Raw genomic sequence first — 13,073 nt, 5'->3', positions numbered from 1 at the left:
TATTAAATATTAGGTATATACTTTTTAAAAATGATACAAGTATTTAGTCCACCAAAAGCAAAAGAGTTACTCATTGCGTAATTAATGGTATGAGGCTTAGCTCGGTTAGGAACATAGTCTAAATTACATTCATCATCATTTTCTTCAAAATTTTGAGTTGGTGGACATTGCTGTTTTTCTATCGCTAAAATACTGGCAATACTTTCTAATGCTGCGCCAGCACCTAACACGTGACCGTGAATCGCTTTAGTTGAAGACACTTTTAACTGAAGTGCATGCGCTTTAAATACTTGATGGATCGCATAGGTTTCTGTTTTGTCATTTTGCTTAGTACCTGAGCCATGAGCATTTATATAAGCAATATCTGACGGCTGAATGTTGGCATCTTGAAGGGCTGAATTCATCGCCATTTCAGCGCCTTCAGCCAATGGCTGTATCATATTGTGCGCGTCAGAGCTCATACCTACACCAACAATTTCACCATAGATATCGGCACCACGTGCTATTGCATGGTCTAACGTTTCTAATACTAAGGTCGCTGCGCCCTCCCCTATAACTAAACCACTTCGATTCGCTGAAAAAGGACGACATGTGTCGTGAGATAACACGCGTAATCCGTCCCAAGCATGAAAATTACCTGAAGTGATACAAGCTTCAGCTCCACCTGTTATTGCAACATCTACCATATTACTGCGTAGCATTAGTACAGACATGATCAACGCATGTCCTGAAGATGAGCAAGCCGATGAAGTAGTAAACGCGGGGCCTTTAATCCCATACTTCATTGAAATATGGCTAGTGGCTGAACTCGGTAATAATTTAGGTACAGTAAAAGGATGAGCACGCTTTTTGTCTGATTCAAACAACAATGAATACGACTGTTCAATAGTTTCTTGTCCGCCAATACTGGTACCGTGTACAACACAAGTACGTTGAGCTAACGGGCTATCATTAAAAGCGAGTTTCGATTGTGTTATTGCTTCATCAGTGGCCAGTAAAGCAAATTGAGTAAAACGATCAAAATGTTTTAACTCTGCTTTTGAAAAGTTCTTGGCTGGATCATAATGTTTAACTTCTGCCGCCATTGATACATGATGAGGCTCAGGCGTAAATAAGCTAATAGGTGCAATTGTATTTATCAGGTTATTGTTGTTTTCAAAAAGGTATTCGCTAAAGCGACTAACATTATTACCCGCGGCTGAAATAGCGCCCATACCTGTAACAACAATGCGTTTACTCATTATTATCGACTTTATTTTGAATATTCTGTTGAACAAGGCTTTCAACCAAAATAACCACATCATCAAGGCTAGATAAATTAAAACCTTGCTGTTCTAATTCATTCTCACTAGGAATGTTAATATCAAAAGCTTCCTCCAGATCAAAAATAATTTCAACCAACGAGAGCGAATCAATTCCAATACTATCTAACGAATCACTATGGGAAACCTGCTTCAAATCTTCAGTAGTATATTCAGAAACAATATCGATGATTTTAGCTTTAGTAAGTGAGCTAACGTTACTTGTGTTCATTGCTTAATTTAACCTTTTTCCAGTCGACAATTAATGATAATAAGGTGATGAGTATAAAAATAACTTTACTCGTATTAGGATATTTTTGATAAAACGACTCTATATCTTTTATGTAAACCTGAGTGATTGAAATAGCTTGTTTATTCGACTCAATAAGAGAACCTTCTACGATCTGTCCTTGCGCATTTATAATACTGCTGATCCCTGTATTAGTCGCTCTTACTAACGGTGTTCTATATTCAATGGTACGAAATAATGACAAGGCTAAATGTACATTAACACCGGCGGTATTAGCGAACCAAGCATCGTTAACGGTATTAATCATTAAACTATTAAGAGTATTGATACTTTTACCAACCAAATCTGTAAAAATGGCTTCATAACAAATTAAAGGGATAATATTAATCGTATTATTATTTATCAACAAAGGTAATGTTTGGGAGTGTTCGCCTGACTTGTAATTAGGCGCATAAGGTAACATTTTACGTAACCATGGCAGTTGTTTTTCAAAGGGTAGATACTCCCCTATAGGCAATAACTTCTGTTTTTGGTAGCGTGACGTTACTTGATTATCTTGTATTAATTCAATGGTATTAAAGTAGCCATTATTCTCATTTAAGGTTTTATTTATAGGTTCGATCGCTGTTAATAATAAAGGTGTGTTACCTATAGCTTCATTAAATAATTTTTTATCATAATCAAAAAACTCAAAAGACAATGGCACTGGCACTTCAGGAAAAATGATTAAATCGGGTTTATTTGATAATAGGTTATCAGAGTGTTGTTCTGACAATGTTTGATGAATAAGCGTTTGCAATGGCTTAGCTACGGTTAACCAGTCATCTCGTGTTCTCAGTTTTACATCTATATTAGGTTGCACCATTGCTATAATTAATTGATTGCTATGATGCCTTTTAACCTCTTGTTCAATCAATGCCGACTGAACAAATCCGTATAACAAGTTCCCCATAAAAAACAGCAATGCCACGCCTAGGTACTGTAAGCTTTTTTGCTTATTACGTTTTCGTTCAATCAAACACCCTGCAAGTAAAAAACTAACAGCGTGAATAATAAAAAAAACAAGCCCAACACCACCAATATCAGCAAGCTGTATTTGCATAGGCGACAAATATAATGAATGAACAATATTACCGGGCAGAATATGAGGAATATAATTAACAAGCACTGTAAACAAACATGCTGCTTTAAGTGCACCGAAAACACTCTCATTCCACTTTAAAGCGACATAAAACCATGCGCCAATAGCATAAGGCAAAGCGCAAGCAACACAGAACAGAAAAACAAAAGGAATAATTAAATTAGCATGGCTATAGGTAATATCTGCAATACCAGGAATCACCCACCAAATACTACAAAACCAACCAAAGGTGGCCGCTAATAAAGCTAAAGTAAAAGCATAATTAGGTTTAGCGCCATACAAAGCAAAAAGTGTGGGAACTATAGCAATCCAAGCTAAAAAACCATACCCACCACTAGGAAAAGCTAAATAAAATAGCCCTACAGTTAAGAATACTAGAAGTAAATCAAAAGCTTGTTTTTGATTTTTCATTTGAAGAAATAATAATCCAATAAACAGATTATTTATTTTTAAATTTATAAACTAAAGCAATTACCGCAACAAGTACTACATGAAACAATGGATGCATGTAAGGTACACTTGCGCTACTTCCTCCTCCCCCTGTTCCTCCGCCTCCACCCACGGCCAAAACAGGGTGAGAGACAAACAAAACGAACATCATAAAAAATATAACAACAACTTTATTAAACATTTTCTACCTTTGCTTTATCTGCTCTGTTGAGCTTCGAGTTTCATACTTTTCTGCCAGCAAATTCATTAAAAAGAAAAGTGCTAATGCAGAAGTAAAATTAACTAACTGCCATATGTATAAATGGTAAAGTTCAAATTGATTTATTGGGTGCTTAATTTCATTAAATAAGTGAACAATTCTAATAATATTTTCAATTTGGATCAAAAAACATGCACTAATCGCCATTAATATTTTTAAACGCCACCTATACTGCAAGGCAAAAATGGCAGCCCATAACGTAGCAATTAACGATAATGCCGTACATTGATGGTCAACTATCACAAACCTTTGCGTATTAGCATGAATAAGTTTGTTATCCGTAACACTTATATTATCTAAAAAAAAGCTCCCTAAATAACCTGCCGCTTCAGCAAGATAGCTTTGAATAAAAAACGCAAGCCTAGTACTCTCATCAATCCACCAAACAAACAGCTGTAGTAATAGTACCCAAACCATAAATGCCCGAAAAAAAGATAATAACGGCTTGTTCATTGATTTAGCTTACGTTTTTTATAACGGTACAAATAATTACAACCAATAAGGTACAAGAGACATTGCGCTATGTTTAGAATGATCTAAAGCGTGTAATAAATTGTCTACCTTACTTTTTTGCCAATTCATTAATTTGGCCGGTTGCTCAGGTAAACGTTGAAGTTGTTGTTGAATAAGCCATAACACTTGTAACTCTGTAATACCTTCTCGAATATCTAACCAAGGCGCTCTGTATTTACTTCGCTCTTCTTCGTTAAATAATCCAGCAAACCAAATTCCTGTATGCAAACTAATATTGAGTAACGGACTTTGCTCTAAATACTGCTCGCTCGTTAAAGACTTAGCCTCAGGCATTGCCTTAACTAAATCATCTAAACTTTTTGATAACTGATTAGTCGCAAAAGTTAGTATATTTATATTGGCTGCGCTGCTAGAAAATAGCTTCTGATTTGGCATCAAAAGTTTAAGAATAGTAAGTTGTAATTGATTAAATCGCTGAGAATGAAAAACTTGTTTTACTTCATCTATATTAGGGAACCTTCTTTTTTCTAACTTCAACTCAGTAATAAGTTCAGTACTGTAATCAAGCTTTTTCCGGTAGTTACCTGTTTTATTAACTATTTCTTTTAAGTAAATAAGATGTTCAACCCATGAAAAAACACCAACAAAATAAGCTATTTCATTTTTAATTTCAGCTAGCTCTTCTAATAAATGTTCTTCAAAAAAGATAAAACCATGTTCCATCAAGGCTAACGTGTCTTTAATTACCGCTAAATCAGATAAAGCCGGCTCATCTATATAATGCTCTACTGATTTTTGTAAATGATTAAGGGCAGAAGTTAAACCAGTCAGAAAAGCTTCGCTAATATTTTCATTTTGATTTAACGGTAACAAAGCCAGCGGAGAGCATACTAGCGTGGTTTTGGCTTCGTTCCACAATCCATAACCTCTCGCGGCTTTACTGTTTAGACCGGGCCTCAGTTCGAGTTCAGTTAAAAATAATTCAGCTAAGTCAAACAATTCAGATAGCTCACCTCGAACCAGCTCTAATTCAATTTCACAAATAGGATCAACTAATCCGTTACTTGTTACTTCCCCCTGATCAAAAACAACCTCTACTACGCCACCTTTTGCTGTATTAATCAGCCATATGTGTCGTTCAAAGTCTGTAGAAAATAATGAAACTAATTGCTTTTGGATGTTTTCAAGGTTTTGGGTTGATTTCCAAATTTCAGTAGGAAATAAGTCAAGTTGAGGCTGCTTAACCGTAATAGGTACATTGAACTCAGGCCTCTGCTGCAAACCACCTATCAGCTTACCCGCTGTTTTAATAGTTTGTTCTAGCATTCCGTCTTTTTCACGAATGCGTAAGCCCATGTCATGTTTTCTTAAATTTAAATCTGGCGTATCAAAATAGCAGTTACCCAATTGAGTAACGCTTTCAATATAGTCAATCTTCTGTTTTGATAATAAGGTTGAAATGATTTCTGTTGTGTTATCGCTAAAAACTAAATATTTTAGCTCTATCTCTATCGCCATGATGTCTCAAGTTAAGTATTTATAATCGCTATATTAATTTTCTACGTTAAGTAATTAATCATATAACTCATGAACTCCCTACAATACAAAAGCTCGTACTTATAGGCAATCTTTTTCAACATTATGCTCTCATCTTAAACAACTAAATTACACATATTTAAGCTGTTTAAGCATGTATACACAAAATATACAGAAATAGAGCAAAAATAATTGCCTTTCTACTTGCTATCAAAGATGCAAACCCCTAATATTTTCAGTCATTCTCGATTACTTAAGCATTTGGTTACCGCATGACATTGTTAAGAACTTTTTTTACCTGTTTATTATTTATTCTTTCTTCAAGTGTGTACTCGCAAGAAAATACGACTGTAGGATATATTTCTGACGAACTCCCTATATTTGTTCACTCTGGGCCTGGTAAAAACTACCGCATTTTAGGCACAGTAACCTCAGGTGCTGAAGTTCAAATCACAGGTAACAACAGTAACGAATATTCAGAAGTTATTGATGAAAAAGGGAGAACTGTTTGGTTAGAAAGCCAATACGTTTCAACGAAAGCAGGACTTCGAGTGGTTATTGCTCAACTCAATGCCAAATTAGCCGACCTAGAAAGTAATGCGGGTTCAGTTACAGAGAGTCTTTTACGTGCAAACAAAAATGTTGACCGATTAAGCAGTGAAAAAACTCAACTTAATAACGAAATTTCAGTACTTAACAAAAGCCTCAGTGAAGTACAGCTCAAACTAAAAGATCAAGATACCAACATACAAAAAGAATGGTTTTTTAATGGTGCTATCGTTTTATGTATTGGCTTAGTTTTAGGCTTGATTCTTCCTCGACTTTCTTCAAATAAAAAAAGTAGCATGAATAGCTGGAAGTAACATTTCAAAACAATTTATTATTTTATTCATATTATCCTCCTAAGATAGAATACAGCTCACAAATACTGTATTCTATTCTTCTTCAAGTTTAGGCTTTTAAATACATTCTCTTCATCTTCAATAACTTAAAGACTACTAAAAAATTGAAAAAATACATTTATCTTTTAGCTTTATTCTCTCTGCCTAGCTTTGCAGAACCTTGGGTAGATACATCAAATATATTTCTTCGAGCTAACATTCAACACTTAGCAGATTTAGGCATGATCAAAACACCAACAACCACATATCCCTTAATGTGGATAAATATTGTTAATGATCTCAAAAAAGCACCAATAACTGCTTTAGATGAAAAAGCACAAAGCTCTTACAACTATGTAATGCATCAATTTAAGCTAGCAAAAAACAATCAAAAAACTATAGAACTAAATACATCATTAAAAGACAAACGTTTTACTAGCTTTGGTGATAGCTTTCGTGAAAAAAACAATATTGGTATTCGCACTTCATGGATGACCGACTCATTCGCTTTAAACTTGTCAACAAGCTACAACCATTCAGATGACGGAAAAATAAGATATGACGGCAGTTATATTGCAACTTTTGTCGGAAACTGGGTTGCGACAATAGGCATGCAAGATCGTTGGTGGGGAAATGGTTGGGACAGTAATTTAAGTCTTACAAATAATGCGAGACCTATGCCTACAATTTCCTTAACCAGAAAAGAGTCTCTCCCATTTATTATACCTTTTACTGATTATGGCATTCCTTGGACAGTAACTTCTTTCATGGGCATGATGGACGATGACAGAGTTATTAAAGACACTTTATTATGGGGATTTAGATTAAATTTCAAACCTTTTGATAACCTAGAAATAGGCATAACTCGACTCGCTCAATGGGGTGGAGAAGGACGACCTAAAGACGCATCAACCTTTTGGAATGTGTTAATAGGTAAAGATAATTGTGGCGCTGGAGGACTTGATTGTTCTGGAGAGGTTTCACAAGAGCCGGGAAATCAACAAGCAGGATATGACTTACGTTACACTTTTAACGCATTTGATACGCCATTTTCCCTTTACGGACAATACTACGCTGAAGATGGCGACAATCATTCTTCATTTGGCTTTTTAACAGAGCCTGTAACTCTTATTGGTTTAGATACTCATATTCGACCTTTCAACAAACCTTCAACTATGTATTTTGAGTTTAGTGATACCTACGCTGACTGCACGGATACAAACAATATTGACACAGGTGATTGCTTCAATGAGCATCACACCTATGCAACGGGTATGCGCTATGAACAAAGAACTATAGGTCATATATACGATAACGATGCTAAAGCAATGGTATTAGGTATTATCTCTGAATTACAAACCGATACTCATATGGAATTGAAATTGCGAAAATTATCGTTAAACTACGACAATTCAGACAAAGCACCTAGTAATCCTATCGTTGGTAATCCATTAACAGCAATAGCAGAAGATATGATTACACTTTCAGCTAAAATACAACATAGCTATAGAAATTGGCGATTTACACTTGGGAGTGAGTACAGCCAATCGTCTTTTGATAATGATATTTCTGATGATAGTGACTTTAATGCATTTTTAAATATTGAATACAATTTATAATTTAATAAAGTTAATCGTTATTTCATATTCCTATTTAAACTACTTTTTTATTATTTATTGTTTGACTATATATGTATAAATTTGATACTAATAACCCAATTAAAAAACGCATTAAACGTTAACAGATTATTTTTAAGACATTTAACCAAATATAATATGCAAAATATAAATTTTTCATTAAACAGCTTACTTCTCCTCGTATGTAAAATACGCGGATGGTCTATTATTGTTTAAAATTTATAAAGAATAAATATCAAACCCGCGCTATAATTCGCGGGTTTTTTTTTGCCCGCGTACTTAAGTGTATAACCGCCAAGGACATAACCATGAATGACAAAGTAATAATATTTGATACGACCTTAAGAGACGGCGAGCAGGCATTAACTGCGAGTTTATCAGTAAACGAAAAAATCCAAATAGCCCAAGCGTTAGAGCGCTTAGGTGTAGATATTATTGAAGCGGGGTTTCCTGTATCTTCACCGGGTGATTTTCACTCAGTACAAGAAATTGCTCGTACAGTTAAGAACTCTATTGTTTGTGGTTTATCACGAGCAGTTGAAGCTGATATTCAAGCGTGTGCTGATTCAATGAGCGTTGCAGAACAGTTTAGAATCCATACATTTATCTCAACCTCTGATGTTCACGTACAACAAAAATTACGTAAAGGTTTTGATGATGTAGAAGCCATGGCGCTTCATGCGATTAAATATGCACGTAACCTTACCGATGATGTTGAATTTTCTTGTGAAGATGCTGGCCGTACACCAATCGATAACTTATGTCGCATGGTTGAAAATGCTATTAAAGCAGGCGCTTCAACTATCAATATTCCTGATACTGTAGGTTACACTTTACCTAACGAATTTGGTGGAATTATCACACAATTATTCAACCGTGTTCCTAATATTGATCAAGCTGTAATTTCAGTACACTGCCATAACGATTTAGGTTTAGCGGTAGCTAACTCAATTTCTGCGGTACAAGCTGGTGCCCGTCAAATTGAATGTACTATCAATGGCATTGGTGAACGTGCAGGTAACTGTTCATTAGAAGAAATTGCGATGATCATGAAAACTCGTCAAGATTTAATGAATGTTCATACCAATATTAACCATCAAGAGATCGCTCGTACCTCTAAGCTAGTTAGCCATTTATGTAACATGCCAATACAGCCAAATAAGGCTATTGTGGGCAGTAACGCTTTTAGTCATTCTTCAGGTATTCATCAAGACGGTATGTTAAAAGCGTCTAACACCTACGAAATTATGACTCCTGAAAGTGTCGGCATCAGCAAAACCAAATTAAACTTAACCTCTCGAAGTGGTCGCCATGTGATTAAACACAGAATGGGTACATTAGGCTACAACGAAGACGATTTCGACATTGAAGCATTGTATGAAGATTTCTTAAAATTGGCAGACAAAAAAGGCCAAGTATTTGATGATGATTTAGAAGCATTATTGTTTAATATTCAACAACAAGACAGCCAAGAACATTACGAAATTCTAAACATTAATGTTCAATCAGGTAGTGGTGAATTTGCAACAGCTGGCGTTAAATTAAGTGTAGGAGATAAAATCCAAACAGAATCGGCTACCGGTAATGGTCCTGTTGATGCGTTGTATCAAGCCATTAAAAAAGCCGTAGATGAAGAAATTGAAGTTGCTGATTATAAAATATCCAATAAAGGTGCAGGTGAAGACGGCTTAGGTGTAGCTAATTTAGTGGTAAAATGGCAAGAGCGTAACTTTCATGGTTATGGCATTGCTACTGATGTTATTGAAGCGTCAGGACAAGCATTGATATCTGCACTAAACGCAATTCAACGCGCAAAACACATAGCAGCCTTACGTGAAGAACGTAAAGCTAACAAGTAAAAATATTGAGAGTATTTAAAACGAACTTACTCAAACATTAAGCACAACAATGCCGTAGTAAGTTCACAAATTAAGTAAAAATAAAGTAGGTAAAAAATGTCTAACATAGCAATATTAGCTGGTGACGGTATCGGCCCAGAAGTCATGGCAGAAGCAAAGAAAGTATTAGCAACCGTTGCTGAAAAATTTAATTTCGACCTTACCTTGAACGATTATAATGTGGGTGGCTATGCTATCGACAATGACGGTCAAGCACTTCCCAAAAGTACTATTGAAGGGTGTGAAAAAGCTGACGCTATTTTATTCGGCTCTGTAGGTGGTCCTAAATGGGCAAACTTACCTTCTGCTGAACAACCAGAACGCGCTTCATTATTAGGTTTACGTGGCCATTTCGGTTTGTTCTGTAATATGCGCCCTGCTAGCTTAATTTCTGCTATGTCGCATCTTTCACCTTTACGTGCTGATATTTCAGGCACAGGTTTTGACATTCTAGTTATGCGTGAATTAACCGGTGGCATTTACTTTGGTGAACCTAAAGGTCGTGCTGGCGAAGCCGGTAGTGAAGACGAATACGGTTACGACACTATGGTGTATTCGCGTAAAGAAATACGTCGTATTGCTCACTTAGCTTTTAAAGCAGCGCAAAAACGTAATAACAAAGTAACATCTATTGATAAATCAAACGTATTACAAGCTTCAGTATTGTGGCGCGAAGTGGTATTAGATGTTGCTAAAGAATACCCTGACGTTGCATTAGACCATATGTACGTTGATAACGCCGCTATGCAATTAGTTAAAAACCCGGCACAGTTTGACGTAATGCTTTGTTCTAACCTTTTTGGTGATATTTTGTCAGACATTTGCGCAATGATCACAGGCTCTATGGGGCTTTTACCTTCGGCAAGCTTAAACGAAGAAGGTTTTGGTATGTACGAACCAGCAGGCGGTAGTGCTCCTGATATCGCAGGAAAAGGTATTGCTAACCCGATTGCACAAATTCTTTCTGCTGCACTTATGCTACGTTATAGCCTTAACCAAGGTGATGCTGCACAAGCTATCGAAAAAGCCGTATCAAAAGCATTAGACGACGGCTACTTAACCGGTGATTTATTAACACCTGAAAGTACAGCTACAGCAAAAACTACCGCGGAGATGGGTGAAATCATCTGCGCTAACATTAAGGAGCAGTAATCATGGCAACTACTTTATACGAAAAATTATATTTTCAACATTTAGTTGAAAGCAAAGAAGGTGAAACACCACTTTTATATGTAGATCGTCATCTAATTCATGAAGTGACTACTCCACAAGCTTTCGCTAACTTAAAATTTCATAACCGCGTTGTTCGTCGTCCTCAGCAAACCATAGCAACAATGGATCACAACATATCAACGCGTAAAGCTGATATTGATGCTGCTGGTCCTGCGGGCGCTAACCAGTTACGAACTTTAGAAGAAAACTGTAAAGAGTTCGGCATCAAACTTTTTGGTATGGGCCATAAAAACCAAGGTATTGTTCATGTAATGGGGCCTGAGTTAGGTATTACTCAACCAGGTCAAATTATTGTATGTGGTGATTCGCATACAGCAACACATGGTGCTTTTGGCGCATTAGCTTTTGGTATTGGTACTTCAGAAGTTGAACATGTATTAGCGACTCAAACACTACGTCAAAACCGTGCTAAAAGCATGAAAATTGAAGTAACAGGTAAAGTAGGCAAAGGTATTAGCGCTAAAGATATTATTTTAGCCATTATTGGTAAAACCGGTTCAGCAGGTGCAACGGGCTATGTTGTTGAATACTGTGGTGAAGCTATTGAAGCATTAACCATGGAAGAGCGTATGACCATTTGTAACATGAGTATTGAATTCGGTGCTAAAGCTGGCTTAATAGCTCCAGATCAAACAACATTTGATTACTTACAACATAAAGAATACGCGCCGAAACTAGACGATTGGGATGAGGCTGTCGCTTATTGGAAAACATTAAAAACAGATGATAATGCAACATTTGATCATGTATTAACCTTAAAAGGTGAAGACATCAAGTCACAAATGACTTGGGGGACAACTCCAGGACAAGTAACATCGATTGATTCTGTTGTTCCATCTCCTGACGACTTTTCTGACCCTGTTGAAAAAGAATCTTGTGTTAAAGCATTAAAATACATGGGATTAACTGCAGGTACTAAATTAACAGATGTCACCGTTAATAAAGTATTTATAGGCTCTTGTACTAACTCACGTATTGAAGATTTACGCGCTGCAGCCAGTATCGTTAGCGATTACGCGAAACAGAATAAAAAAGTATCTGATACTGTTGATGCTATTGTTGTACCGGGTTCATACCGCGTAAAAGCACAAGCAGAAGAAGAAGGTTTATCACAAATATTTATTGATGCGGGTTTTGAATGGCGCTTACCCGGTTGTTCAATGTGTTTAGGTATGAATGATGACCGTTTAGAGCCTGGTGATCGCTGTGCTTCTACATCAAACCGAAACTTTGAAGGCCGCCAAGGTCGTGATAGTCGTACTCATTTAGTTAGCCCTGAAGTTGCAGCGGCTGCCGCAATTGAAGGTCGCTTTGTTGACCTTAATGCTAAATAGGAGCAAATAATGGAAAAATTTACATCACATACAGGTTTAGTTGCTCCGTTAGATATGGCTAACGTAGATACCGACCAAATTATCCCAAAACAATTTTTACAAAAAACAGAACGTATAGGTTTTGGTCAGCATTTATTTAATGATTGGCGTTATTTAGACAATAACGGCACACAAGAAAATCCTGAGTTTGTTTTAAACTACCCGCAATATAAAGGGGCGAGTATATTATTAACACGTGAAAACTTTGGTTGTGGTTCAAGTCGAGAGCATGCTCCATGGGCATTACAAGAATTTGGTTTTGATGTAATTATCGCACCAAGTTTTGCTGACATCTTTTACGGTAACTGCATCAACATAGGCATTGTGCCAGTTAAATTAACTGATGATGAAATTCAGCAGTTATTTGAAGCAGCAGAAGCTAACAACATCAATATTACGGTTGATCTTCCTAGCCAAAGTGTTTCATGTGGCGATTTAACTTTTAACTTTCAGATGAATACATTCCACAAGTATTGCTTAGCTGAAGGTGTTGATAGTGTTGGCTGGACATTAAACAAAATAGACATGATTGAAGACTTTGAGTCTAAACGTCCAAGCTGGGCTTAATAACAATTCCAATGATTAATTAGCTTAGAAAATAAGAGTAATACCCTACAAATAAATAAAGGCAACGTTCATT

General features: G+C 36.3%; 12 protein-coding genes. 6 read left to right on the top strand and 6 right to left on the bottom strand.

Annotation, left to right across the window (positions count from 1 at the left end; genetic code table 11):
• Window positions 1-2: 2 nt before the first annotated feature.
• The 6 genes from ACM9HF_RS17150 to ACM9HF_RS17125 are packed head-to-tail and all read right to left on the bottom strand — an operon-like array spanning window position 3 to window position 5,393.
• The gene (locus ACM9HF_RS17150; protein WP_473611988.1) at window positions 3-1,241 is read right to left on the bottom strand and encodes a beta-ketoacyl-[acyl-carrier-protein] synthase family protein; all 1,239 of its coding nucleotides are present in this window, start codon (window positions 1,239-1,241) and stop codon (window positions 3-5) included.
• A complete protein-coding gene (locus ACM9HF_RS17145; protein ID WP_473611985.1) occupies window positions 1,234-1,533 on the bottom strand; it encodes an acyl carrier protein in 300 nt (99 codons plus the stop codon). The genes ACM9HF_RS17150 and ACM9HF_RS17145 overlap by 8 nt, the downstream gene beginning before the upstream one ends.
• On the bottom strand, window positions 1,520-3,103 hold the full coding sequence (lnt, locus tag ACM9HF_RS17140; RefSeq protein ID WP_473611981.1) for an apolipoprotein N-acyltransferase: 1,584 nt from the start codon (window positions 3,101-3,103) through the stop codon (window positions 1,520-1,522). Before lnt ends, ACM9HF_RS17145 begins: the two co-directional genes overlap by 14 nt.
• 28 nt (window positions 3,104-3,131) lie before the next feature.
• Window positions 3,132-3,323, bottom strand: coding sequence for a hypothetical protein (locus ACM9HF_RS17135; RefSeq protein ID WP_473611977.1), 192 nt, complete (start codon window positions 3,321-3,323; stop codon window positions 3,132-3,134).
• A 3-nt stretch (window positions 3,324-3,326) separates the two neighbouring features.
• Window positions 3,327-3,854 carry a hypothetical protein gene (locus ACM9HF_RS17130; protein ID WP_473611973.1) on the bottom strand — a complete coding sequence of 176 codons (528 nt, stop codon included), beginning with the start codon at window positions 3,852-3,854 and terminating at the stop codon, window positions 3,327-3,329.
• A gap of 36 nt (window positions 3,855-3,890) precedes the next feature.
• The gene (locus tag ACM9HF_RS17125; RefSeq protein ID WP_473611970.1) at window positions 3,891-5,393 is read right to left on the bottom strand and encodes a CYTH domain-containing protein; all 1,503 of its coding nucleotides are present in this window, start codon (window positions 5,391-5,393) and stop codon (window positions 3,891-3,893) included.
• A 290-nt stretch (window positions 5,394-5,683) separates the two neighbouring features.
• Here ACM9HF_RS17125 and ACM9HF_RS17120 point away from each other — a divergent pair, with 290 nt between their 5' ends.
• From ACM9HF_RS17120 to leuD, 6 genes are all read left to right on the top strand, one after another.
• Complete coding sequence (locus tag ACM9HF_RS17120; protein WP_473611966.1) at window positions 5,684-6,274, top strand: TIGR04211 family SH3 domain-containing protein; 591 nt, start codon at window positions 5,684-5,686, stop codon at window positions 6,272-6,274.
• Between the two features lie 143 nt (window positions 6,275-6,417).
• A complete protein-coding gene (locus tag ACM9HF_RS17115; protein ID WP_473611962.1) occupies window positions 6,418-7,911 on the top strand; it encodes a capsule assembly Wzi family protein in 1,494 nt (497 codons plus the stop codon).
• 326 nt (window positions 7,912-8,237) lie between these two features.
• Window positions 8,238-9,788, top strand: a complete 1,551-nt coding sequence (leuA, locus tag ACM9HF_RS17110) for a 2-isopropylmalate synthase (protein WP_473611960.1) — start codon at window positions 8,238-8,240, stop codon at window positions 9,786-9,788.
• Window positions 9,789-9,884: 96 nt separating this feature from the next.
• On the top strand, window positions 9,885-10,979 hold the full coding sequence (gene leuB, locus ACM9HF_RS17105) for a 3-isopropylmalate dehydrogenase (protein ID WP_077341540.1): 1,095 nt from the start codon (window positions 9,885-9,887) through the stop codon (window positions 10,977-10,979).
• Between the two features lie 2 nt (window positions 10,980-10,981).
• Window positions 10,982-12,394 (top strand): 3-isopropylmalate dehydratase large subunit, encoded by a 1,413-nt coding sequence (leuC, locus tag ACM9HF_RS17100; protein WP_473611955.1) that lies wholly within the window; start codon window positions 10,982-10,984, stop codon window positions 12,392-12,394.
• A 9-nt stretch (window positions 12,395-12,403) separates the two neighbouring features.
• Window positions 12,404-13,000, top strand: a complete 597-nt coding sequence (gene leuD / locus ACM9HF_RS17095; protein ID WP_473611951.1) for a 3-isopropylmalate dehydratase small subunit — start codon at window positions 12,404-12,406, stop codon at window positions 12,998-13,000.
• The last annotated feature ends 73 nt before the right edge of the window (window positions 13,001-13,073 follow it).

Source organism: Colwellia sp. RE-S-Sl-9 (assembly GCF_048296855.1).
In the GTDB taxonomy this organism is placed as follows: domain Bacteria; phylum Pseudomonadota; class Gammaproteobacteria; order Enterobacterales; family Alteromonadaceae; genus Pseudocolwellia.
The sequence above is the reverse complement of the archived record's forward strand: the minus strand, read 5'-3'. Positions and strand labels throughout refer to the sequence as shown.